The following is a 26,185-nucleotide window of genomic DNA, read 5'->3' as shown; positions in this document are numbered from 1 at the left end:
GAGGATCTATTTGTCTATGGAAGAACGACTGCGTTCATTAACGACTGAATTACGCAATGAAGGTACCATGAACATCGACAGTGTAAATACACTGGAAATTATTACTGCTATTAACAACGAAGATTTAAAAGTGGCAGTAGCCGTACAGGAGGTTTTATTAGATATTAAAACGGCGGTTGAATTTGCTTATGAATCGTTAATGAAAGGAGGAAGACTCATCTACATTGGGGCTGGAACGAGCGGTAGACTTGGTGTTCTTGATGCAGTGGAATGTCCACCGACTTTCAGCACATCACCGGATAAGGTGCTGGGAATAATGGCTGGAGGGGAAAAGTCATTTGTTCGAGCAATTGAAGGAGCAGAGGATAAAGAAGAGTTTGGGAAAAGAGATTTAACAAACGTGGATCTTACAGCTAATGATACGGTTATCGGCATTGCAGCAAGCGGTCGTACTCCTTATGTGAAAGGAGCTTTACATTATGCAAGAAAGGTAGGAGCAAAAACGGTGGCTTTATCGTGCAATAAAAACTCCATCATCACGGAAGTCGCTAATATTGGAATTGAAGTTGAGGTCGGACCCGAAGTTTTAACAGGGTCTACGAGAATGAAAGCGGCAACTGCACATAAAATGGTACTTAATATGATCTCAACAGCTACCATGATTAGAATGGGAAAAGTGTATGAAAATCTGATGGTAGATGTAAATGTAAGCAATCAAAAACTAAAGGATCGTGCAATAAGCATTATACAAACTGTTACGAATGTTGAATATGATATTGCAATGAAAATGCTCGAAAAGGCGAATAATCAGGTTAAACCAGCGATTGTAATGATAAAGACTTCAACAACTTATGATCAATCAACGGAGTTACTAGAAAAAGCGGATGGAGATGTCAGAAAAGCCATCTCGATGCGCGTGGATTAAGGAGAGAAAGCAATGGTTACTGGAGGATTATCCATTATACAGACGATGCTAAGTAAGCTTCCACAATCAGAACAAAAACTAGCAGAATATATCCTACAGAATCCTCATGAGGTAGTGAATAGCACTGTACAGGAGTTGAGCACTTCTGCTCATACAAGCGGGGCTGCTGTGATAAGGTTGTGCAAATCTCTCGGTTTGAAAGGATTTCAAGATTTGAAAATGCGGATTGCTGGGGATTTAATGAAGTCTGTTGAACAGGGTTACCGAGATATTGAGCCTTCAGAATCACTGTATCGGATTGTTGAAAAAACAACCAGTAATACGATTCAGATTATTCGTGACACTTCTGAAATTATCGATCACGATAATCTCAACAATGCAATTAAATTGCTGCTGAACGCTAAAACAGTTCACTTTTGTGGAGTGGGGGCTTCGAATATTGTTGCCGCAGACGCTCAGCAAAAACTGCTTCGAATCAACAAAGGGGCAACTGCCTTTACTGACATGCATTTAGTTGCAACTCTGATTGCCAATGCGGATGAAAATGATATCGTTTTTGCTATTTCATTCTCAGGAGAAACACCTGAAGTTGTCAATATATTAAAACTTGCTAAAGATCGAGGAGTCAAAACGATCGGCCTGACTCATTTTGGTCAAACAACGGTATCTTCTTTGTGTGACGCTTCGCTGTATACATCCTTTTCAAATGAAGCTCCGTTTAGAAGTGCTGCAACATCTTCCCGATTGGCACAGTTATATATGATTGATATTTTATTTTTAGGAATGGCGTCAGAACAGTACGAAGAGACTGTCCAATATATTGATAACACACGGGCAGCCATCCAATCGATGACAGATCGTTATAAATGAACATTCATTTGGAGATTTTGACAAAGGGGGCTTTTGAATGGGCAAGGGGGATAAGTACGCCGATTTAGCACGAGAATTATTAGAAAAGTTAGGTGGGGCATCAAATGTTGTAGGATCTGCACATTGTATGACCAGGCTGCGGGTATCACCAATCGATCGTTCAAAAGTAAACATGGATGAAATTAAAAAAACGGAAGGCGTTCTTGGTGTCATCGAAGAAGAAACGATTCAAATCGTTCTGGGTCCAGGAGTAGTGAACAAGGTGTACGCTGAATTTGAAAAGTTTCTCGCATCATCTGAAGATTTTAATTTAAAAGAAACTGCTACCAAGAACAAATCAGAGATTGATAGGAAAAATGCAAAACCTTTTAAACTATTTTTACGTAGAATTGCGAGTATCTTTATCCCGTTAATTCCTGCATTAGTAGCTTCAGGCCTGATTACAGGGATTACAAAAGCGGTCGTTCAAGCGGGCTGGCTTGCGGGAGATTCACAATTAGCCATTATATTAACTGTTATTGGATCTGGATTATTTGCTTACCTTGGGATTTTAGTTGGGACTAATGCGGCAAAGGAATACGGGGGATCACCTGCACTTGGTGCACTGGCTGGTATCTTGGTTATCAACCCGGCAGTAGGCGACATTTCATTGTTTGGTGAAAACTTGCTCCCAGGACGTGGAGGGTTAATTGGAGTCCTTTTTGCCGCGATTTTTATAGCATTGGTAGAAAAGCAGGTAAGGAAATTCATTCCTCAATCACTGGATATAATGTTGACTCCAACCATCTCTTTACTTATTACAGGGATAGTCACTTACATTGTATTTATGCCGGTAGGAGGATTTTTATCGGATACAATTACAACAGGTTTATTAAATATATTAGATTTCGGTGGAGTTGTAGCTGGATTTGTGCTTGGAGCAACATTCCTACCGCTAGTCATAACTGGTCTGCATCAAGGTTTAACACCTGTTCATCTTGAATTGATCAACGCGATTGGAGACGATCCTCTGCTTCCCATTTTGGCAATGGGTGGAGCTGGCCAAGTAGGTGCGGCATTTGCCATCTATTTCAAAACGAAGAAAGCAAGCCTAAAGCGAGCGATAGGTGGAGGTCTTCCATCAGGAATGCTTGGTATCGGCGAACCTCTTATATTTGGAGTGACATTACCACTCGGTCGTCCTTTCTTAACCGCATGTCTAGGGGCAGGGGTAGGAGGCGCATTTCAAGCTCACTTCGGAATTGCGACCACTGCAATCGGTGTATCTGGATTACCACTTACCTTTTTAGTTCATCCAAACCAAATTGTGCTTTTCTTGGCAGGGTTATTCATTTCCTACGCAGCAGGATTTATTTTTACGTACTTATTTGGATTTAAAGATGAAATGGCGGTTGAATTCAAGTGATTGGAATCTCTTTTTATCTACAAGACCCAGATGCAGAAACACAAATCATTCATGCAGCAAACTTAGGTGTGAAGCGAGCATTTACCTCGCTTCATATTCCTGAAGAAAAAGGTGATCACGTACAAAGAATGGTTGAACTATTAAAGCTTGTAGAGTCATATGAAATGGAAATCCATGCAGATGTCTCATTAAACACGCTTAGTCATTTGGGAATTAGCAATTTTGAGGAGTTATCGTCATTAGGGGTTAAGGGAATTCGCTTGGATGATGGGTTTGACTATGAAACGATAAGATCTTTATCTGAGGTATTTTCTCTTTCGCTAAACGCAAGTACGTTAAAGGAAGATGAACTAATGGCCGCACTTGGGAGCGGAATAAAACCTGATAGACTCATAGCCTGGCATAACTTCTATCCAAGGCGTGAAACGGGTCTCGAGGAAGAATTCTTTCAAAATCAAAATCGAATGTTCAAGAAATATGGGATACCTATTGTTGCTTTTATCCCGGGTTCAGGAAGTAAGCGAGGACCCCTTCATGATGGCCTTCCAACGCTTGAAAAACACAGGTTTATGAATCCTTTTGCTGCCGGAGTTGAACTGTTTCAGCATGTGAATGGAGTATATATTGGAGATCAAGGTGTGGAAAACGATTTGATTGAGAACCTATCCGCGTTTAATGATCGGAATATTCTATCTATTCGCGTGAAGTCTTCCGTTTTGCAAAGCGGTATTTACGATTTGCGGCCAGATGTTTCAAGGGATGTGTATCGGCTACAACATACCCGTGTCACAACACAGGTTAAACCGCAAAATACTGTCGAACGCTACCTTGGTTCCATTACGATGGACAATGATGCATATGGGCGATATCGGGGAGAGGTCCAAATTTGCAGGCGAGATTTAGAAGCAAATCATCGAGTCAATGTGATAGGGCTAGTTATAGAGGAAGATCTTCCTTTGTTAGCACTTCTGGAATCTGGTCAATCCGTAAACCTACAATGTGAAGAATTATATATATAGATTTAGAAATACACAGAAAATAGGTGATCATTTCACTCACTTCAGTTCTTACACTCTATTACACTCACGAACTAAAAGCCCTTGCCCACGAAGTGTTAATTAGCAACTAATGATACAACAAAAGGATTTTCTGTCATTAAGAAAGCTAAGATCCCAGAAAAAGAGCTGGATTTTCCTTGGAAAATAAAAAAGTGAATGAGAAATTGAAAAAGGTGGCTACTGGGATTTCAAGGTGCTGCCTTTATTTTCATAAGAGAGTAGAAATTTGTAAAAAAACGATCATAAGGCTAACAACATTTAGTACACATCATCACACACTTAAGAAGCATTGAAGATAGATGAGGATTCACTGACTTCTTTAGACAGATATTGATTAAAGCTCTTGGAAACCTTTTTACCTACTACTGCTAAGAAAGCCTTTTGAGATTAAAAAGTAAAAAGGAGAATGCCAAAATGAATAAAAAGATATGGGCACCTGCTGGGTTAGCTTTTTCCTTGGCTTTATCCACTCTTGGTGGAATTACATCAGCAAGGGAGTTTGCGGAAGAAAAACCAGTGCCGGATGTTCAGACAACCGTAGAAAATATGTCCATTGAGGAGAAAGTCGGTCAAATGCTCATGCCAGATTTTCGTAATTGGCAAGAACAAGGAGAAAGAAAAGCAACAGGTTTTATAGAAATGAACTCAGAAGTTGCAAGCATCATTGAAAAATATCATTTAGGCGGAGTGATCTTGTTTGCTGAAAATGTTGTAGATACCGAGCAAACGGTACGGCTGACAGATGGTTTACAGAATGCGAGCAGGGATCTTCCACTATTTATAACTATTGATCAGGAAGGAGGAATCGTAACTCGCCTTCAAACAGGAACGAATCTTCCGGGAAATATGGCGCTGGGTGCAACTAGAAATAAGAATTACGCCTATCAGTCTGGAGAAATCATCGGCAAGGAATTGTCCTCTCTTGGTATAAATGTAAATTTTGGACCGGCTGTTGATGTCAATAATAACCCTGGAAATCCAGTTATTGGCGTCCGTTCCTTCAGTTCTGATCCAGATCTTGTATCAAAACTTGGGATTCAAACCATAAAAGGATTGCAAAGTCAGAATATGATAGCAACGACTAAGCATTTCCCTGGTCATGGAGATACGGCGGTTGATAGTCATTATGGTCTTCCCCTTGTCTCGCATAATAAAGAGCGCTTACGTTCTATCGAGTTAGTTCCTTTCCAAAAGGCAATCGATGCTGGAGTAGATATGATGATGACCGCACATGTTCAATTTCCTGCATTCGATGATACTACTTATATCAGTAAAAAAGACGGACAAGAAATTATGGTCCCGGCAACACTGTCACAGAAGGTCATTACTGGTCTTTTACGTGAAGAAATGGGATTTGATGGCGTAGTGGTTACAGATGCATTGAATATGCAAGCCATTGCGGACAATTTTGGACAAGAAGATGCTGTTGTTTTGGCCTTGAAATCGGGTGTTGATATTGCATTGATGCCTGCACAAGTAAACTCGCTTCAAATGGAAAAGAATATAACCTCTGTATTCGATGCAGTGAAGGAAGCCGTGGAAAGTGGTGAAATTCCGCTTGATCAAGTCAATCGTTCTGTAACAAGAATACTTGAGCTAAAAGTGAAAAGAGGGATTCTAAAGCTGGGAAAAGTCGCTGCCGACACCCCAATTGATAAAAAAATATTAAGGGCTCTTCAAGTGGTCGGTAATAAAAATTCTTTGAAAAAAGAAAGGAAAATTGCGGAAGATGCAATCACTCTTTTGAAAAATGAAGATAAAACATTGCCCTTCAAACCTAAGAAAAATGAAAATATTTTAGTTCTTGCTCCTTTTGCCGATCAGATTGAATCTATGTCAAGGAGCATCAATGAATTAGTTGATCAAAAGAGGATAAAGAAAGTCCAAGTTACAGGTATGAGTTTTTCAGAAAAGTCATTCACTATTGAAGTGGCAAGACTCATTGATGAAGCCGACTATGTCATTACTGGGTCCTATATTGTAAAAAACGATCCGGCCGTAAATGATGGAGTGATTGATGACAGTATTCAAGATTCAAGCAAGTGGGCAACAGCCTTTCCAAGAGCGGCCATGAAATATGCACAGAAAAAAGATAAAGGGTTTGTGTTAATGAGTGTAAGAAACCCTTATGATGTTGCCAATTTTGAAGAAGCAAAAGCCGTGATGGTTGTATACGGATTTAAAGGATATTCAAATGGGCGGTATAGGCAGCCAAATATACCGGCAGGCATCGCGACGATCTTTGGAGAATCAAAACCGAGGGGGACGTTGCCAGTGGATATTCCATCCGTGACAAAACCATCCGAAAGCCTTTATAAATTTGGGTATGGATTAGATATTAAATCTGGCAAGCCTATTAAAAAGTAGAGGGGAAACACAATGAAAAGAATTCTTATTATATTCACCATTTGTCTGTTGGCCTTTAGTATAGTTTCCTCTAAAAGTGTTACTGCCGATAAGGAAAAGAAAAAACAAAAGGTCATGCCTGGTATTGAAGTTCTTTTAAAAGATGAGAAGGATGTACTAAAAGGAAAAAAGGTGGGGTTGATTACAAATCCAACAGGAATCGATTCCAAATTAACGAGCATCGTTGATCTGCTGTATGACGATCCGGATATTGAATTAACTGCGTTATATGGACCCGAACATGGGGTTCGTGGAGATGCGCAGGCAGGGGCAAGCGTTGAATTTTATATAGATGAAAAAACAGGATTGCCCGTTTATAGCTTGTATGGTAAAACGAAAAAGCCAACGCCTGAAATGTTAGAAGGTGTAGAGGCTCTTGTCTTTGATATCCAAGATGTCGGAACGCGTTATTACACCTATATTTATACGATGGCCTATGCAATGGAAGCCGCGAAAGAAAATAACATCCCGTTTATCGTGTTAGACAGGCCGAATCCGCAAGGGGGGATATCAGTAGATGGACCAGTACTTGAACCGGAATTCTCATCATTTGTTGGTTTGTATCCGATTCCGCTTAAACATGGGATGACAGTCGGCGAACTCGCTACATTGTTTAATAAAGAGTTTAAAATTGGTGCAGATTTAAAGGTCATTAAAATGAAAGGCTGGAAGCGCTCGATGGATTATGACGAAACTGGGCTTCCATTTGTCTTGCCATCGCCAAATATGCCAACAGTGTCCACTACATTTGTATATCCAGCTACAGGGCTAATTGAGGGAACAAATGTCTCGGAAGGCAGAGGGACGACTAAGCCATTCGAATTAATCGGTGCACCCTACATCAACAGCGATGAACTTGCGGGGAAATTAAATGGACTACGTTTGCCCGGTGTGAAATTTAGGGCTGCCTCTTTTACACCTTCGTTTTCAAAGTATGCAGGTAAACTTAGCCATGGAGTTGAAATCTATGTAACTGATCGTGATGAATTTAGGGCTGTACCAACTGGACTGCACATTATCAAGACCATTCATGATCTTTATCCAGATGATTTCGAATTTCTCGCAGCCAATAATTTCAGTCTATTAATAGGTAATGACTGGGTGAGAGCAATGATTAAAGAAGGCTCATCTGTGAATGAAATTATGAAAGAATATCAGCCAGAGCAAGATGCTTTTAAAAAGGTTCGCGCACAGTATTTACTCTATAAATAACCGGAGGAACTTAGAAAAGTCTGTAAGGGCTTTTCTTTTTTTTTATTAAAGGGGTATACCGTTAAGAATTCCCTAGAAATAGACAGTTTATAAAAGAAAAGAAGTTCTAAAAAAGAAGAAACCGCTGTCTAATAGGTGTATAGGGTTATCCTAAATTAATAACTGTCAGGGGGAAAGTGGGATGAAAAAATATCTTCAAAAAATTGGCCGTTCATTGATGTTGCCAGTAGCCGTATTGCCGGCAGCTGCCATTTTAATGGGGATTGGTTATTGGATAGATCCAGCAGGATGGGGAGATGGAAGTCCGATAGCGGCTTTCTTAATTAAAGCTGGTTCTTCCATCATTGGCAATATGTCTATCTTGTTTGCTGTCGGGGTTGCATTGGGGATGTCGAAAGGAAAAGATGGTTCAGCCGCTTTGAGTGGGCTGGTAGCCTATCTAGTCGTAACGACATTGCTTGCCACAGAATCAGTAGCTATGCTGCAAGGTATTGATGTAGAAAGTGTAAATCCAGCATTTGAGAAAATAGAAAATCAATTTGTCGGAATTCTCTCGGGCCTTATAGCTGCTGCTATGTATAATCGGTTTAGTAAGGTCGAGCTGCCGGATGCCCTCGCTTTCTTTAGTGGTAAAAGGCTGGTCCCCATACTGACTGCGGTTATTATGTTACTCGTTTCCCTTATATTATTTTTTGTATGGCCGCTCATCTACTCTTGGTTAGTTAATTTCGGTGAAGCGATAAGTGGATTAGGTGCTGCAGGTGCAGGACTTTATGGATTCTTCAATCGGTTATTGATACCAACGGGTTTACATCATGCATTAAACTCCGTGTTCTGGTTTGATGTAATTGGGCTTAACGATATCGGTAATTTCTGGGCAGGAACTGGAACAAAAGGAACTACAGGCATGTATCAAGCCGGATTCTTCCCTGTCATGATGTTCGGATTGCCTGCCGCGGCACTTGCTATGTACCATTCAGCAAAATCTAAAAAGAAAAAACAAGTGGCGTCATTAATGCTCGCTGCAGGATTTGCTTCATTTTTTACAGGAGTTACAGAACCTCTTGAATTTGCCTTCATGTTTGTAGCACCCGCTCTTTTTGTTGTTCATGCTTTATTAACAGGTATTTCGTTAGCCATTGCTGCGTCTTTTCAATGGACAGCAGGTTTTGGTTTTAGTGCAGGCTTTGTTGACTTTGTTTTAAGTTCAAGATTGCCATTGGCAAATGAACCTTATATGCTCCTTCTTCAAGGGTTAGCTTTCGCTGTCATTTACTATTTCTTATTCCGCTTCTTGATCGCAAAGTTTAACTTAATGACTCCAGGGAGGGAGGATGATACAGATGAAGAACTTAATGGTGGAGGAGTAGAGGCAAATGCAAGCAACCATGCTGAGTCAACAGGAAGTAAATTCTTTGGGATGGCTGCTGCGATTTATGAAGGCTTAGGTGGAGACGCTAACGTAATGTCTGTTGACAACTGTATAACCCGTTTGAGAGTAGAAGTGAAGAATATGGGAGCAGTTGATCAAAATAAAATTAAATCCACAGGAGTCGCGGGAATCAATATCGTTGGTCCACATAGCATTCAAGTCGTTGTGGGTACGCAGGTACAATTCGTAGCGGATGAAATTGAAAAGATTCGTAGACAATAGAGCTCCCATTATTAGTTGTTCGAGTAATCCTTCATCTTTCATCTAGAACTGCAAGAACAACTAGTTTACTTGCGAGATTAATAGACAAGGATTATACTCAACGATCAGGAATGAGATCCCGTTCCATACCTGATCGTTTTAGATTATTATAGAAAGCGTTTTAGTAACGAATTATCAAGCCTGAGTACACTTTGATCAAAAAACATTTATTTTGGCTTTTTTAATGAACACTGGGTAGAAATTAGAATAAAACAAATCAATGTTCTATAATAAATTAAGGATATTTGTTTGGAGGGTATTGGATGACGTTCGGAGAATAAATTAAGAGATTAAATAATATAATCTCACATAAAATCATTTGAAAGAATTCTTTACTCATACTCTTGCGTAATTTTCGGCTAAAGATGGCTTCAATTGCCAATAACTTCACCAGATATAACCTCCACGTCGTTATACCGCACCCGTAAGCCTGGTGAAACCATAAATATACCTGCTAAAACAAATGCAATTGTGATTATCAAATGATCTGAGTTTTAAGCATATGTTATCTTTGAAAAATATATATTAAATCCCTTAGTATAGGAGAGATTCTAATGTACCAACCAAAAACCAAAGAAACTGACAGCAGTGTTATCGAGTTTATTGAAAATGTCGACAGCCCCAAAAAGCGTGAGGATGCATATCAATTATTAGATATTTTTACTGAAACGACAGGTTTTATAGCAAAGATGTGGGGACCGAGTATAATTGGATTCGGTACATATCATTATAAATATGAATCTGGTCATGAAGGTGATGCTCCTCTTGTAGGTTTTTCACCTCGAAAAGCAAAAATCAGTTTATATTTTGCTACGGGTGACACAAAACGAGAGGAATTATTAAAGGGCTTTGGAAAACATACTTCCGGAAAAAGTTGTGTTTACATAAATAAAGTAGCAGATATTGATCTTAATGTTTTAAAAGAGTTAATTAACCAATCTGTAAAATTTTTGAGAGAAACCTATCCGAATAAGTAGAGTGAACGTATGTGGATGATTATCCTTTAATTGTTTCAGAAGATCAAGAAAGTGAGAGGAAGCAAAATGAGAAAAATTAAAGTGGGTATAGTTGGATACGGCCTTTCAGGTGCTACATTTCACGCGCCTTTGCTAAGTGTTTTAGAGCAGTTTGAAATAGCGAAAGTAGTAAGCTCTAAAAAGGAAAAAGTGCAGCAGGATTTGAAGCACGTGGCAGTAGTAAGTAGCTTAGAAGAAGTTTTAGAAGATGCAGCGATTGATTTAGTAGTTATTACGACACCAAGCGGTTTGCATTATGAAATGGCTAAACAAAGTTTACTTGCTGGAAAACATGTTATCTTGGAAAAGCCGATGGTAGTAGAAACATGGGAGGCAGAGGAGCTCATACAGATTGCTGAGGAAAAGGAGCTTCTTTTAAGTATCTATCATAACAGAAGATGGGATAATGATTTTTTGACAATTAAAAAACTTATGAATGATGGTGTACTTGGAGAAATCAATACATATCAGGTCCATTATGATCGCTTCAGACCAGTGGTTAGAGATAGGTGGAGAGAAAAGCAGGGTCCAGGAGCTGGCATGCTATATGATTTGGGCTCACATCTAATTGATCAAGCCTTACATTTATTTGGTTGGCCACAATTCGTATGGGCAGATGTTTTTGCGCAAAGAGAGAATGCAGAAACGGATGATTATTTTCATGTTATTTTAGGGTACGAAAAGCTGCGAGTGATATTGCATTCAGGGTCAATCGTTCCGATTAATGGACCGCGGTTTCAGGTACATGGAAGTAAAGGAACTTTTATTAAATATGGGCTTGATGGACAAGAGGCTGCGCTAAGTGAGGGGAAAAAGCCTATAGATAACTCTTGGGGTGCAGATAATCCTCAATTCTATGGTCAGTTGGTTACGATTGATGGAGAAAAAGAGAAACATGAAACAATACAAACTTTACATGGATCTTATTTAACATATTATAAAGAAATTGCAGAAAGTATATTTGAGGGGAAAAAGGCTCCTGTCACATCGGAAGAGGGGCTATCCGTCATTAAGATCATTGATGCAGCGTTGGAAAGCAGTCAAGGGAAAAAAGCTATATATGTTAATTGAAATACTTTGTTGTCCCATTGAATTCTTTTTTCTCTTTTTGCATCAAAATGAAATCAGAAGATGAAAATAATAGGCAGCCTTGTTTTTCCAAAAGGAATAAACAGGTTGCTTTTTACTGCTGTCGATAAAGCAGGAACTTTAGGTTAGTGTTAGTTCCAAGGGTTTTAATTTCCTAGTGGTCCTTACATATCAAGATAAAGTTACATGAAGGGAAATCAATTTTGGGGAACATTTTTCAAAGTGTATTAAATTATGGAGGTATTTATGAATTCTTATATTCAAGAACTGGTTAATGTATATTCAAAACACACTGATGTGGAATATGCAGAATGGTCTAAAAAATATTTGAGGAACCAATTTGAATTTTTGGGGATTCGATCCCCTATTCGTCGAACATTAACTAAACAGTTTCTGAAGGAACACGGATGGCCAACGGAAAGTAATCGTAAAGATATCATTCTTATGCTTTGGGACCTCCCAGAAAGGGAATACCAAAAAGCAGCCCTTGATATTCTTGAAAAGGAAAAAAAGAACCTCTGCCCTGAGGATATGCCTTGGTTAGTCAATTTGATTGTAAGTAAGTCATGGTGGGATACAGTAGATGTACTTTCTCCTCATATCATGGGCTATATGTTTTCAACTTATCCTAAACTTATTCCTCAATACTCCGATTTGTGGATTGAAGATGAGAATATTTGGTTGCAAAGATCAGCGATATTATATCAACTACAATACAAAGGCGGAACGGATGAAGAACGTCTATTCCGTTACATAATAAGACGAGCAAATAGCGATGAATTCTTTGTTCAAAAGGCAATTGGTTGGGTGTTACGTGAATATGCAAAAACTAACCCCGAGAGCGTGAAATCATTTGTTTTAAATCATCAATTAAAACCTCTTAGCAAGAGAGAAGCGCTAAAACATCTAACTTAAAATGAAATATTTTTGAATAATAAAGAGAGACTTCAAAGGTGAGGAGCTTCCCTTATTTTCAATAATACATAAATTTAACAATACCCCGAATAGTTGCTACTATTCGGGGTATTGTTAAAAATATATACATTATCTTTTATCGTAGCTCTACGATAATGCCTTCGCATGAAGGGATTTCTTTTGCCAAGCCATTGTAATCATTAAAGTTAGGATCAAGAGTAAGAGTCCTAAAATGAAAGGATAGGTAATTTGAACATCATACATCATTCCGGCAAGAGTGGGTCCAAGCACATTTCCAATGCTCATATATGCATTATTCATACCCATCGCAAATCCCTGCTCATTCCCCGCCATCTTAGAAATCAGTGTGTTTAAGACTGGTCGAAGGATGGAGGTAGAAAGGAAGATGATGAGAGAGATTCCAAAGAAAATTAGGTAACTTGAAGCAAAAAGTGAAAGAAGGAATCCTATGGCTGCGACGCTAATAAAGATAATTAGCACACTTACCTCCCCAAAACGACGAACAATCCGGTCGACAACAAAGAGTTGAACGATTACGCTGACGATACCAGTAGCTGTAACCATTGTTGCGATGTCCTTAGGTGTTGAATTAAATTGATTGTCAAGATAAAGGCCGATAACAGATTCATATGCCATTAATCCAAAGCTCATCACAAGTGTAATGATAAGAGGAATGAAATAGGGCATTTTTACAGACAAGGCAATTTTGCGAACCATCGATTCGTTATTTGCCATGTCCATACCTTGTGAAGCTTGTTTCGTTTCGCTTTCCTTTAAAACAAAAATAGAAAATATTACTGCGACGAGTGATACTAGCGCAGAAATCAAAAATGGAAATTTTAAGCCAAAGTCAGCTAAAAATCCACCAATTCCTGGGCCAACAACGATCCCTAGGGACATGGCAGCAGACACTAAACTATTGCCTTTAGCCCGTTGATCGAAAGTGGTGATATCAGCAACATAAGCAAATATTGCTGGTACAAGCAAAGCAGCCCCGACCCCACCGACAACCCGAGAAGCATACAGTAGCCAAATGGAATTAACAGCATAAAAAATAAACATGGAAATAGTCAAACCAATTAATCCATATATAATCATTTTTCTACGACCAAATTGATCAGTCCATTTTCCGGCAATTGGCGAAAAGATAAGTTGTGCACCTGCGAAAATGGCAATCATTAGCCCAGCAGCAGTTCCACCTTGATTAATGGAAGCCAGGTATGCAGGTAAGATTGGAATAATAATACCGAAGCTTCCTATTGCAATAAACATATTGATCATAAGGATAATTATCTTTTTACGTTGTTCTGCTGACATAAACAGCCTCTCTTTCTCTTTTAAATATCAATAACCAATTTAATTCGCATGGTTAATTTTTTGACACGTTAATTATGTTATAGTTTTAGATAGATAGTTGTCAATAAGAAAGGATTGTCTAATATGTATTCGAGTGAATTATATAATTTACATACTGCGATTAAAGAGCTTAGTAGTCTCTCACAGGAATTAATTGAGCCGTTATTAGTTAAATACGATTTAACTTCCGTGCAATATCACGCATTACAATTAATTGTCTTAAAGGAATCCATAGCTGTTAAAAATGTTTCAAATCATTTGAAAATTAAGCCTGCAGCTGGGACAGCGTTAATTGACCGGCTTGAACGGAAGAATCTAATTGAAAGAGTTCACAGTGAGGATGATCGACGTGTCGTTTATATTAAATCCACCGCAAATGGTAGAGAAACCTATCATTCTATCAATAAGTGCTTCGCAAATATTTTTCAAGATTTTTATAGTGTATTAAATGAAGAAGAAACCCAACGACTTAAACAAATCGTGGGAAAACTAACCGAACATGTGTCGTCACGTATAGAGAACAACCTATAGAAAAAAGTCAGAGGAAAGTTGAATGGTTTTTTAGGAGCCTCAACTGACCAATATTATGCAAGCGTAGTCAACTTGATGTCATCATCATCTTAAGCTTTGTACAATAAAAACCACTATAAAAGCAGTGAATTTCGCAATAATCTCACTGCTTTAACTCTTCTATGAGATGACAGCGGGTGATAGGCGATCAATCCATTGTTTACACCGAGTAGAAAAACAATTAAAACAAAAACCCTCTAGACTTTCTTCACCTCTCATCTGCTTCTAGTAACAACTGAAACTTCTCCTTGCAGACTCATAATCTGTTACCTCTAAGAATTTTTTTACTATTAAGCCTATTGTAGCAATAGAGAAAATAATCCCTTATAAATCGTTTTGTTAGTAAGCTTTCAAATAGAAAAGACTAGTATAAGATTCTCTTTAAATGCTTACTGATTTGAAGTGAGTGGCTAACTATTTATGGAAATAATTTTTTTTTTTGTCGGGTGACATTTCTTAATTAGAACATTGACGAAACTAGTAGAGGTAAGTATACTGAATTTTACAAATATTCAGGCAAATAAATGTTAAAAAAAGGAGTTGTTTATGATGTTTTCCCCATTAACCCCAATGGACTGGAAGCGTAGGGCGGTGAAATATTATCCGAATAAAGTGGCTGTCATTGATGAAGAGAAGGAGTTTACATATAAGGAATTTGGGCAGCGAGTAGATCAACTTTCTATGGCTTTAAATAAAGCGGGTATAGAAGAAGGTGACCATGTTGCAGTGATGTTGCCAAACACTCATTATATGTTGGAATGCTTCTATGGTATTTGTCAAATGGGTGCGGTAATGGTGCCTTTGAATTACCGTCTCTCAGCTGAGGACCTGGAGTATATTATCAGTCACAGTGATTCAAAAATGTTAGTCGTCGATGAAGAATTTATTGCTCCGATTGAGAAGATCGTTCATAAACTTGCCTTGGATAAAATCATTATGGTATCTGTTACAGGGCATAAAACATCTTTAAATGGTATAGATTATGAGAACTTTATTCAACAAGCTAAAGATTTTGATTTTGAAGCACAGCCAGAGGTTGTAATCGATGAAAATCAGCTTCTGACTTTAAATTATACGAGTGGAACGACTTCAAAACCAAAAGGGGTTATGTTAACTCATCGTGGAAATTACATTAACGCTGCAAATTTCATGTATCATCTTGGAGTAAAACATGATGATGTGTATCTTCATACCTTACCAATGTTTCACGCAAATGGGTGGGGGGGTTTGGGCGGTTACGGTCGCTGGTGGTACTCATGTATGTTTAAGAAAAGTTGATCCTCCTCTTATTCTGGACTTATTTGAAAATCAAAATATTACATTGTTATGTGGAGCACCTACTGTCGTCAATATGCTTGTGAATGATCCGAAAGCAAAAGAAACTAATATCAAGATGCGTCCACGTATGGCGACAGCTGGTGCTCCTCCAGCTGCGGCTCTTATTCATAAAGCACAAGATATTCTTGGTTTAAATATGATCCATGTGTATGGATTAACAGAAACTTCACCTTTCATTCTTTATAACGAGTGGAAGGATGAATTTGAATCTAAATCGCTTGACGAACAAGCAACAATTAAGGCAAGACAAGGAATAGAATTGGTTTTTAACGGGGAAACAAAAGTTGTTAATCAAGATGGAGAAGAAGTCGCTTGGGATGGGAAGGAATTAGGAGAAATCATTACCCGCGGCAATGTTGTGATGGATGGATATTATAAGGATCCGGAAAAGACTGCCGAAGCAATTAGAGGTGGATGGTTTTATACTGGGGATTTGGCAGTAACTTATCCTGATGGATATATTGAAATACAGGACAGGGCTAAGGATTTAATCATTTCCGGAGGAGAAAATATTTCTTCTACAGAGGTTGAAGGGGTGTTGTATAAACATCCAGATGTATTAGAAGTGGCTGTTATTGCCGTTCCAGATGAGAAATGGGGAGAAACTCCTAAGGCAATCATTGTGCTGCATTCCAATGCGAATGTGACTGAAGAAGAAGTTATTAATTACTGCCGGTCTCAAATGGCTCACTTTAAAGCGCCTAGATTAGTAGAATTTGTGGAATCTTTACCAAAAACAGCAACTGGAAAACTGCAAAAATATCGTTTGAGAGAAATACATTGGAAAGGATCGAAGAAGGTAAATTAAAGGCTTTCTCACTTGTTTTTCAGATAAACGGTTATTATCAACTGTTTCTAAATACTAAGATTATTGTATGTAATATAGCGGTTCTAAAAGGATCTTCTAATTGAAGATCCTTTTTTAGTGCTTTTAAGACCTGTTAAGACACCCTAATCTAACATTTTAGAAACTTCATTCACATTCCATGAAATAAATAGAATTGGTACATTGAAATTTTTTTCTTGCGTTGGGGAAATTCAGTTTTTCATAAGGCAGGAATTGAAAAAACGTCAGCAAAGTAAATGGGTTAAGTTAAGGAGTCCAACAATGGCTTAAACCACAAATTTGTATTTAGCTCCATCAGTTTAAACAAATATGTGGTTTTCACTGTTTATGGGATTTAACTTCCTTCTGCATTAAAAAGCCCTGTCAAACCTTCGTTATTCTTTATACCTAATTATTATTAATAATGTCCACTTATAGCTAGGGACCTATGTTTAAGAGAAAAAATTTTTTTCAAGTATTATCAGGCAAAGCAACTTACGCATAATTAGAACTTGAAAATGCCTCCGAAAAAATATAAAACTAAACATTATAACGTTATATTGATTAATCCAGAAAAATGTGATAATCTATTTTTGTTAAGTGAAATAAATAACTACTTATAAGAGTTGTAAACGTATACAAAATCGCTATTTAACAATCTTTAGGGCGTACCGAAAAGGATGAGTGAAATGACAGGTAGGTTCGTACTACAAAATGTAAAAATGGTAGAGGGAAATGCTGCAGATATCATATTGGAAAATAGAAAAATTGTAGAAATTGTTCCGCCCGGAACTGGAATCGGCGAAAAAGTAATGGACTACAAACACAAAGTATTTGTTTCCAGCGGCTGGATTGATATGCATGTACATGCCTTTCCCGAATTCGATCCGTATGGAGACGATGTTGACGAGATTGGTTATAAAACAGGTGTAACAACGATTATAGATGCTGGCAGTACTGGAGCAGACCGCTTACCAGACTTGGTTAGTAGTTGTAAAAATTCCAAAACGAATGTATTCGCCTTCCTAAATATTTCACGAATCGGATTGAAGCGAATCGATGAGTTATCAGATATATCTTGGCTAAACGAAGAAAAATTAAAAAAGGCCATTGCCGAAAATAGAGACTTTATCATAGGTCTTAAAGCAAGAATTAGTAAAAGTGTGGTTGGTACAAATGGTGTTGAACCATTAAAAATTGCTAGAAAATTTTCTGAAGATACTGATTTACCTCTTATGGTCCATATCGGTTCAGGACCACCTGATATAAAAGAGGTCCTTGAATTACTTGAGGAAAAAGACATTATTACACATTACTTAAATGGGAAAGCTAATAATTTATTTGATGATAAAGGAAAGCCTCTACCTGAGTTCAGTCAGGCTATTGAACGGGGTGTTCATTTAGATGTTGGTCACGGAACTGCAAGTTTTTCTTTCCCAACAGCAGAAACTGCGAAAAAGTGTGGTATCCACTTCAATACAATTAGTACGGATATATACCGGAGAAATCGATTGAATGGCCCTGTTTTTAGTATGGCAAATGTTCTTTCTAAATTTTTGTATTTGGGATATCCGCTAAAAGAGGTAATTGATGCGGTTACTATTAATGCATCAGAGTGGTTAAAGAAACCAGAGCTGGGAAGGATTTCTGTGGGAGATATCGCGAACCTCACATTATTCTCAATTGAGAATGAATCGACCCCTTTACTGGATTCCGAGGGCGAAAAGCGAGTAGCAGAACAAAGAGTTGATGTAAAAGGAGTGGTTATAAATGGAGAATTCATTGAATGCTAAATATGGTTTGAAAAGAGTTATTAATGCAAGCGGAAGAATGAGCATATTAGGTGTTTCTGCCCCTACAGATACCGTAATGGATGCCATGAAAACTGGCGGTCAAAATTACGTTGAAATCTCAGATTTGGTTGATAAGGCAGGACAACATATTGCGCAATTGCTTCAATCTGAAGCAGCGGTTGTCGTAAACTCAGCATCAAGCGGAATTGCCCTTTCAGTAGCCGCTATTGTAACAGAAGGAAACAGAAGGAAAAGCGAAAGACTTCATCAAGAACCTATTCAAAAGAATGAAGTCATAATGCTGAAAGGCCATAACGTTCAATATGGGGCGCCGGTAGAAACCATGATTTACCTGGGTGGAGGAAAATTGGTTGAAGTAGGGTATGCAAATGAAGGGAAGGCAGAGCATATTGCGGATGCCATTAATGAAAATACAGCGGCCATTTTATTCGTAAAATCACATCATGCTGTTCAAAAAAATATGATTTCAGTTGAAGAAGCCTGGGAAGTGGCCAAAGCGAATAACGTACCACTAATCGTTGATGCTGCGGCGGAAGAAGATTTGGGAAAATATGTAAAGGTTTCGGATTTAACCATTTATAGCGGATCTAAAGCGATTGAGGGTCCGACATCAGGTATCGTTGCTGGGAAGAAAAAGTATATCGAATGGTTAAAGGTTCAATTACACTGTATCGGACGGAGTATGAAGGTCGGTAAGGAAACAACATTTGGATTGCTTCAGGCATTGGATGAGTATTTTATCAAAACAGACAATAGTGAAAAAGAAAAAGCTAGTTTACAAGTTCTCACATCACTTGAATCAATTGACGGTGTAAAAGTAGTGATTGTACAGGATGAAGCTGGACGAGCAATCTATAGAGCACGCATTCATATTAATCCTGTGATTACGGATACAACTGCGAAGGAAGTTAATGATAAGCTGAGAAATGGAGTTATTGCTATTTATACCCGTGATTACGGAGTTCGCCAGGGCTTTTTCGATATTGATCCACGACCATTGCAAGGTGATGATATATTCGTCATTGAAGCTCAATTAAAAGCCATCTTAGGAGGAAACAAAGAATGACTAACATAAACAAACGTTTTCTAAATAATCGTGTAGCTTTAAATGTTCTCGCTAATAGTGTAGAAAATGCAGTAGAAGTTTTTGAAGCTGCCGAAGGGCATGTATTAGTTGGGGTACTTTCGAAAGATTATCCTACTGTAGAGGCTAGTGTTACAGCGATGAAGGAATACGGGGCTGCTATTGATGAAGCTGTTTCGATTGGATTAGGTGCTGGAGATAATAAGCAGGCAGCCGTCGTTGCTGAAATTGCTAAATACTACCCTGGTAGTCATATTAATCAAGTTTTCCCTGCCGTAGCTGCGACAAGGGCCAATTTAGGAGAGAAAGATAGTTGGATAAATTCCCTGGTTTCCCCAACAGGTAAAGTAGGCTACGTTAATATCTCTACCGGCCCTGTAAGTGCTGAAGCTAGTGATCTTGCGATTGTACCTATCAAAGCTGCGATTGCCTTAGTCCGTGATATGGGAGGAAATGCATTGAAATACTTCCCGATGAAAGGGCTAAAGCATGAAGAAGAGTATCGTGCGGTTGCAAAAGCTTGTGGTGAAGAAGGGTTTGCTTTAGAACCAACTGGTGGTATTGATTTAAATAATTTTGAGACTATATTAGAAATCGCATTAGAAGCAAAAGTGCCTAAAGTTATTCCTCATATCTATTCTTCTATTATTAATAAAGAGACTGGAAAAACAAATGAGGAGGATGTACGGAAATTATTAGCCATAACAAAAAAATTGGTTGATAGACATGCGTAAACAGATTGTAGCTTTCGGAGAAGTAATGATGCGTTTGCAGGTGCCAGGATATGAATTACTGACACAGGCTAACACCTTACAATACTCTTTTTCAGGCACAGGAGTTAACGTTGCTTCTGCGATGACAAAGCTTGGGCATGATGGATACCTTGTTACAAAACTACCTGATAATCCTCTAGGAGATGCAGCGATTTCTTCCTTGCAACGCTTAGGAATTAGCCGGAATTTCATTACTAGAGGCGGCAAATACTTGGGAATGTACTTTTTGGAAAATGGCTTTGGACAACGAACGAGCCGTGTCACTTACTCCAATCGTCTGGAAAGCAGCTTTAATACAGCGTCATTGTCTGATTATGATATTGAAGTGATTGCAGAAAATACAGATATCATCCACTTTTGTGGGATTACCCTTGCAATGGCGGATAATGTGCGTGAAAGTATGAAAGTGCTTGCTAAAAAAGTAAAAGAAAAAGGCGGAATAGTTTGTTTCGATTGTAATTACCGCCCCTCCTTATGGGAGGGTGGTTACAATAAAGCAAAATCTCATTATGAAGAAATGCTTGCGTTGTCTGATATTGTCATGATGAATGAAAAAGATGCCATTTATGTTTTAGGGATGGAGGCAGTGAGTACCTTAAGAGAAGAACAGCTTAGAGAGCTAATTCCTAAAGTTGCTAAAACCTTCAATATTCACTCGATAGCTGGCACTCATCGTTCGATTAATAGTGACAATACCCATTCTTTACGCGGGTACATGTATAAAGATCAAACGTTTTACTTTTCTGAAAACAACTCTTTTTCTGTATATGATAGAATTGGTGCAGGTGATGCTTATACCAGCGGGATCTTACATGGCCAATTGGCAGGCTTTTCACCTGAGAAAACTGTCCGGTTTGCAGCAGCAGCAGGAATGTTGGCATGCACGATTGTCGGGGATACCCCAATGTCAACGGAAAATGAGATACTGTCAGCTATGGCAGGGGAAATGGAAGATATAAAGAGATAAGGGTAGGAGATAAGGAATGAATGTGAATAGAAAAAAAGGACCATTGTATTTACAAATAAAAGAAATATTGAAGGATCGTATTTTACATGGTGTTTATGCTATCAACACAAACATTCCCTCCGAGCCTCAATTAGAAGAAGAATTTAATGTGAGTAAAATTACTATACGCAACGCAATTAAAGAACTTGTTCAAGAAGGCTATGTTGAAAAGAAAAGCGGTAAAGGAACAAAGGTAATCGCGAATGCTTCGATTGTGAGGCTTTCCAAAGGAAAACGCTTCACAGAGTTATTAGTTGAGGAAGGTCACTACATTATAAAAAAAGTGCTAAGCGTAAGAAAGATTGAATTATCTTCAGAGTCAGACCTCTATCCTTTATTTGGAGAAAATTGCATTCAGATTGAGCGAATATACTTATTGGACAATGAACCATATATTTACTTTACACATTATATTTTATTGGACATAAACGAAGAAGATTTAAAAGAAATTCAGATAAATTCATTGTATGGTTTTTTGGAAGATCAAAACATTAAACTTGAAACATTTAGAGACGAGTTTGCCGTTGCTATTCCTCCTAATCACATTTGTGAAACACTGAAAATGGAAAAAGACAGAGCAGTACTAAAGAGGATCCGGATTTCTAGTGATGGAGAAGGTAATGTAATGGAATATAGTGAAGGGTATTACAATACGGCTAAACAGAACTATATTGTGACCTATAACGAGCCGATACAATAATTCTGTTTATTGTATTGGTTTGATTGTAAGCGATTTCTTAGGGATGGGGAGAATATATGGATCTATATTTATTAGGAATCACGCTGATAGCAATCGTAATTGTTATTTTGGGAGTATCATGGTGGAAATGGCATGCATTCATAAGCTTAACTGTAGCCAGTTTATTTTTAGCAGTTTTTTCAGGGTTGCCTATGGACAAGATTGTAGGTGCTTATGAAACGGGTGTCGGTGCTGTCCTCGGTCATCTTATTGGTATCTTGGCATTGGGTACCATCTTAGGAAAGATGATGTCGGACTCAGGAGCTGGTATGCAGGTAGCAGACTTCTTCATTAATAAATTCGGTGTGAAGAATCTCCCATGGGCTATGCTTCTCTCTGGGTTCATTATTGGTATTCCGGTATTTTTTGAAGTTGGTTTAGTAATATTGCTACCTTTAGTCATTTCCATTCGTAAATCAACCAAAGTGAACATCTTATTAATTGGTATTCCAGTATTAGCTGGTTTATCGATTGTCCATGGTTTAGTACCCCCGCATCCGGGAGCCATGACGGCTATAGGCATTTATAATGCAAACATGGGACACGTATTACTTTACTCATTAATCATCGCATTCCCAACAGCTATAATTGCTGGTCCTTTATTCGCAAAATGGATTCATAAACGGGTTATTCCTGTGGGAGAACCGGAATTAATCCGAGTAGAAACAAAGTCAAGTGGTTTACCTGGGACTGGAGTTTCGTTCTTTATCATCCTTTTACCTGTATTATTAATGGTATTAACAGTAGTGGCACCTTATTTACCACTACCGGGTTACTTTGAAAAATTCTTATTGTTTATCGGGAGCCCGGTCATAGCCTTACTAATTTCTTGTTTTGCAGCTTACTATTTCTTAGGATACCGACAAGGGATGGACAAATCGTTAATTAAAAAACTAACAGAAGAATGTTTATTGCCATTAGCCTCCATAATACTTATTATCGGTGCGGGTGGCGGATTCAAACAAATTTTAATTGATAGTGGAGTAGGGACTGCAATTGCTTCCATGTCTGAAGTAATATCATTATCACCAATTGTCTTAGCGTTCTTGGTGGCGGGATTAATTCGGATTGCCACTGGATCTGCAACAGTCGCTTTGACAACTGCAGCCGGAATTGTTTCTCCAGTTGTTGCCAATATGACGGGTGTTAACTTAGAATTACTTGTTATTGCCACAGGGGCTGGATCACTTATGTTTTCTCATGTTAATGACGCAGGTTTCTGGTTAGTAAAAGAATATCTTGGATTAACCGTAAAAGAAACGTTCAAAACATGGACAGTTATGGAAACCATACTTTCTTTTGTAGCATTTGGTCTGGTTTTAATATTAGATATATTTATTTAAAGCCTATTAAAACTTAACCTCTAACCTCCGTGAAACGTCTAGTTCAAGGACATATCACGGAGGTTTTTTGATGAAAGTTTCGGATCTTGTATTGCTACTTTGCGAATTCGATTCATCCATGTTATAAGTTAAGGGCATTATAAATAACTGAAAACGTTTCTCGACTGGAAGTCTTAGCATTAGAAGTGGAAGTAACCTTTAGTTCAATTATTGATTTAGTGGAAAGGTTCATACAGAGTTAGTTTGTTTTGCCCCTCGAAAGTATAAATCCTGACAGAGACTTCTATATTGCAAAATTGACAACTTACCGCTCACATATTCTTGCTGAATATAATCTAATAATTCATTTGCATGGCTAGGCTTTTGACGTTTTTCCTGAATATAATGGAGTATTAAAACTTCAATTGTCACACACTCACCTTACATTTCTTGATTAGTATTTTTTCATTAACAATATAACATGGGTAATTAAGGAATTGTCATTTTTTGAATATTTTAACTATCGACATTTTTATACAAAAATATTCCCCATAAAATTATGGATTAAGAAGATATAGAGTTACTCTAAGTAGGGGTAAGCAGTCTTTATTAAAAGATGATGATTTCGATTACTTTTTTCTTTTTCGAGGTGAAGTAGAGAAAGCAAACGGCTTATATTAACGAGTTTTTTTCCTTTTCTTGGGCCATATTAACATCATCCAACTGCAGCCTGGCAAGCGGTTTAGATGCAATGTCGGTTCAAACTCTGGGATTGTACTTTGAAGAGAAGTGCAAAAATTTGATTTGCTTTTCTAAAGCGTACTATCAACCTAACAATGAAAGCTGCCAAGGTACAAGAGTATGAAAACTCAAAGTACTAGGGCAGCTTCATGAAATAACAGAATAGGGATATTGGCAATTGCACATATTCCTGCTCAAAATAATAATATCCTTGATATATCAGGGTTTAGAAAATCTATGAAAGAGGTCGGAGACTAGGAGCCTCCGACCTCTTTTTATAATTGAATTTTTTGTGCAGACAAGGGTGTTAAATGAAGTTCAGCTGCTTCCTTCTTGATTGAGAATATATAAGCACCTAAACCTAAAATAGCTGCAAAAATCAGCATCGCAATTGATGTACTGAAGTCCCCGCCTGATAAGTCACGAAGCCAACCCATGATATAGCTTGAAAAGCCACCCATAATATTTGTAAATCCTATCAGACCAGCTGCCCGGCCTGCTGTTTCGGGTGTTGAGTATTTTACCATGAGCATATTACTTAGATGGAACACACCGCCTTGGCATCCCATTGCCAGTCCCATACAAATCCCCGCTATAATTGGATTTGGGATGAAAACTGCTACTGTCAAAAAGACAGCAGTCATTGAAAATAAAATCGAGGCCATCAAACTTGGACGCCTCGTCTTGTCGGCCAGAAAACCGCAGGCTAGGACAAATCCTAAAGCAAATAACCAGGAGAGGGAAGTAATGCTTGACATCCCTTCTTTTTCGAATCCTTTAGCTTCGATAAGATAGGTAGGGAGCCAAATACTAATTCCAAAGAAAAGAAAAGAACATACAAGCATGCCAAACCAGACAATCCAGAAACGATAATCCTGAGTGAAACTCTTATTCACAGAGGAGTTTCCTTCCTTTTCTTCATCATCGGATTGACGGATGAAAGCCAGTTCTTCTTTACTAATTCGCGGGTGCTCTTCTGGTGTATTTCTTGTCATAAATATAAACATCGGGATATTAATAAATAAGTTGAAGGACGCAAGCATAAAGAAAGCAGCTTGCCAGTGGAGAGAGGAAATAACAAGCACCAATACAATGGCTCCAATCGCCGGTCCTAAATAGTTTCCAGTAAGCCATGATGCCTGTGCACGTCCTAATTCGCGTTTGTTAAACCAGCTAGAAATGAATTTACCTGATACAGGAATCATCATCCCTTCGCCAAAACCAAGAATAACGCGGCTTACTAAAAACATTTCATATGAATTAGCGAGGCCTGACACAATCATGGTAAGTGTCCATACGAATAAACCGGCGATGGCTGTTTTTCGGGCACCTAATTTGTCAATGATGAAGCCCCAAAAAAGATTTGAAACTCCATAAGCAATGGTGAATACAAAAGAAAGAAGACCGATCTTTGCATTTTTGTCATCGCCTGTCATACCGAGTGCATTCAAGAATTCTGGATCTGTTTGAATGATGGAAATGCCAACCTTATCAATTTGTCCGAAAAACCAAAAGAAAAAAATTGGAACGGCAATATATAACCATCTTTTTTGCCCATTTAACATAATACCATCTCCTTGTCGATTTTTAAGCATGCTTAAAACACTTACCATCGAGTATAAGTGAATTACGGTTGCCCTAATCAAAGTAATTTTGTATATGTACTAGTTTTGATTTTCTCGTTAATGAGCTGTATCCCGCCTTTCTTCACAATACTGACCGATAAATATGCACTGGTGATGTTTTGCTAGGAAAACAAAGTTTTACTTTCTTAACGATAAAATAAATAGAATTGATTGTCAATTTAATATTTTAATAATTTTATATTTTTTGAATAAATAAACTTTTGTGATTTTAACATTTTTATAAAGATGTTTTTTATTTAAAAAGTCACGTGATTTGTAAACGGTTTATTTCCATGGGCACAATAAGTCTTTCTAATTTGTACTTGAAAGGATTGCAATTCTTGGACCGTGAGAATATAGGTAAGAAAACATCTATTGATG

General features: G+C 38.1%; 20 protein-coding genes and 1 pseudogene. 18 read left to right on the top strand and 3 right to left on the bottom strand.

Annotated features, from left to right (window positions below; genetic code table 11):
- The first annotated feature begins 10 nt into the window (after positions 1-10).
- The 10 genes from murQ (at position 11) to JFU50_RS25145 (ending at position 12,589) form a co-directional block, all read left to right on the top strand.
- Complete coding sequence (murQ, locus tag JFU50_RS25190) at positions 11-925, top strand: N-acetylmuramic acid 6-phosphate etherase (protein ID WP_397443430.1); 915 nt, start codon at positions 11-13, stop codon at positions 923-925.
- A 12-nt stretch (positions 926-937) separates the two neighbouring features.
- Positions 938-1,795 carry a MurR/RpiR family transcriptional regulator gene (locus JFU50_RS25185; RefSeq protein ID WP_201224685.1) on the top strand — a complete coding sequence of 286 codons (858 nt, stop codon included), beginning with the start codon at positions 938-940 and terminating at the stop codon, positions 1,793-1,795.
- Between the two features lie 37 nt (positions 1,796-1,832).
- Positions 1,833-3,200 carry a PTS transporter subunit EIIC gene (locus JFU50_RS25180; protein ID WP_201180741.1) on the top strand — a complete coding sequence of 456 codons (1,368 nt, stop codon included), beginning with the start codon at positions 1,833-1,835 and terminating at the stop codon, positions 3,198-3,200.
- Complete coding sequence (locus tag JFU50_RS31830) at positions 3,197-4,219, top strand: MupG family TIM beta-alpha barrel fold protein (RefSeq protein WP_201224683.1); 1,023 nt, start codon at positions 3,197-3,199, stop codon at positions 4,217-4,219. Before JFU50_RS25180 ends, JFU50_RS31830 begins: the two co-directional genes overlap by 4 nt.
- A 453-nt stretch (positions 4,220-4,672) precedes the next feature.
- Positions 4,673-6,625, top strand: coding sequence for a glycoside hydrolase family 3 protein (locus JFU50_RS25170; protein ID WP_201224681.1), 1,953 nt, complete (start codon positions 4,673-4,675; stop codon positions 6,623-6,625).
- Positions 6,626-6,637: 12 nt separating this feature from the next.
- Positions 6,638-7,876, top strand: a complete 1,239-nt coding sequence (locus JFU50_RS25165; RefSeq protein WP_201180739.1) for an exo-beta-N-acetylmuramidase NamZ family protein — start codon at positions 6,638-6,640, stop codon at positions 7,874-7,876.
- Between the two features lie 181 nt (positions 7,877-8,057).
- Positions 8,058-9,530 (top strand): N-acetylglucosamine-specific PTS transporter subunit IIBC, encoded by a 1,473-nt coding sequence (gene nagE, locus JFU50_RS25160; RefSeq protein WP_201224680.1) that lies wholly within the window; start codon positions 8,058-8,060, stop codon positions 9,528-9,530.
- Between the two features lie 593 nt (positions 9,531-10,123).
- Entirely contained in the window at positions 10,124-10,546 is a 423-nt protein-coding gene (locus JFU50_RS25155; protein WP_201224679.1) for a DUF1801 domain-containing protein, read from the top strand.
- 66 nt (positions 10,547-10,612) lie between these two features.
- Positions 10,613-11,656, top strand: coding sequence for an oxidoreductase (locus JFU50_RS25150; RefSeq protein WP_056519205.1), 1,044 nt, complete (start codon positions 10,613-10,615; stop codon positions 11,654-11,656).
- Positions 11,657-11,920: 264 nt separating this feature from the next.
- Entirely contained in the window at positions 11,921-12,589 is a 669-nt protein-coding gene (locus JFU50_RS25145) for a DNA alkylation repair protein (RefSeq protein WP_201224678.1), read from the top strand.
- Between the two features lie 147 nt (positions 12,590-12,736).
- Here the strand turns inward: JFU50_RS25145 and JFU50_RS25140 are convergent, their stop codons facing one another.
- On the bottom strand, positions 12,737-13,933 hold the full coding sequence (locus JFU50_RS25140) for an MFS transporter (RefSeq protein ID WP_342366366.1): 1,197 nt from the start codon (positions 13,931-13,933) through the stop codon (positions 12,737-12,739).
- A gap of 117 nt (positions 13,934-14,050) precedes the next feature.
- Here JFU50_RS25140 and JFU50_RS25135 point away from each other — a divergent pair, with 117 nt between their 5' ends.
- The 8 genes and pseudogenes from JFU50_RS25135 to JFU50_RS25100 all read left to right on the top strand — a co-directional run bounded on the left by JFU50_RS25135 (position 14,051) and on the right by JFU50_RS25100 (position 23,459).
- Entirely contained in the window at positions 14,051-14,497 is a 447-nt protein-coding gene (locus JFU50_RS25135; RefSeq protein WP_201224676.1) for a MarR family winged helix-turn-helix transcriptional regulator, read from the top strand.
- A 588-nt stretch (positions 14,498-15,085) separates the two neighbouring features.
- Positions 15,086-16,682, top strand: a pseudogene (locus JFU50_RS25130) (long-chain-fatty-acid--CoA ligase).
- A 707-nt stretch (positions 16,683-17,389) separates the two neighbouring features.
- Positions 17,390-18,493: an amidohydrolase/deacetylase family metallohydrolase gene (locus JFU50_RS25125; protein WP_201224674.1), complete on the top strand. Its 1,104-nt coding sequence runs from the start codon at positions 17,390-17,392 to the stop codon at positions 18,491-18,493.
- On the top strand, positions 18,471-19,580 hold the full coding sequence (locus JFU50_RS25120; RefSeq protein ID WP_201180729.1) for a DgaE family pyridoxal phosphate-dependent ammonia lyase: 1,110 nt from the start codon (positions 18,471-18,473) through the stop codon (positions 19,578-19,580). Before JFU50_RS25125 ends, JFU50_RS25120 begins: the two co-directional genes overlap by 23 nt.
- A complete protein-coding gene (dagF, locus tag JFU50_RS25115) occupies positions 19,577-20,332 on the top strand; it encodes a 2-dehydro-3-deoxy-phosphogluconate aldolase (protein ID WP_201180728.1) in 756 nt (251 codons plus the stop codon). The genes JFU50_RS25120 and dagF overlap by 4 nt, the downstream gene beginning before the upstream one ends.
- Positions 20,325-21,338: a sugar kinase gene (locus JFU50_RS25110; protein ID WP_201180727.1), complete on the top strand. Its 1,014-nt coding sequence runs from the start codon at positions 20,325-20,327 to the stop codon at positions 21,336-21,338. The genes dagF and JFU50_RS25110 overlap by 8 nt, the downstream gene beginning before the upstream one ends.
- 16 nt (positions 21,339-21,354) lie before the next feature.
- Entirely contained in the window at positions 21,355-22,077 is a 723-nt protein-coding gene (locus tag JFU50_RS25105) for a GntR family transcriptional regulator (RefSeq protein WP_201180726.1), read from the top strand.
- Between the two features lie 56 nt (positions 22,078-22,133).
- Positions 22,134-23,459, top strand: a complete 1,326-nt coding sequence (locus JFU50_RS25100) for a GntT/GntP/DsdX family permease (protein ID WP_201180725.1) — start codon at positions 22,134-22,136, stop codon at positions 23,457-23,459.
- Positions 23,460-23,687: 228 nt separating this feature from the next.
- On the opposite strand, the gene yppF is transcribed toward JFU50_RS25100, so the two are convergent.
- Positions 23,688-23,870 (bottom strand): YppF family protein, encoded by a 183-nt coding sequence (gene yppF, locus JFU50_RS31090; RefSeq protein ID WP_201180724.1) that lies wholly within the window; start codon positions 23,868-23,870, stop codon positions 23,688-23,690.
- A 584-nt stretch (positions 23,871-24,454) separates the two neighbouring features.
- Positions 24,455-25,744: an MFS transporter gene (locus tag JFU50_RS25090; protein ID WP_201224672.1), complete on the bottom strand. Its 1,290-nt coding sequence runs from the start codon at positions 25,742-25,744 to the stop codon at positions 24,455-24,457.
- Positions 25,745-26,185 lie beyond the last annotated feature (441 nt).

The sequence above is a fragment of the Peribacillus sp. TH14 genome, from assembly GCF_016651145.1.
Taxonomy (GTDB): Bacteria; Bacillota; Bacilli; order Bacillales; family DSM-1321; genus Peribacillus; species Peribacillus butanolivorans.
The sequence above is the reverse complement of the archived record's forward strand: the minus strand, read 5'-3'. Positions and strand labels throughout refer to the sequence as shown.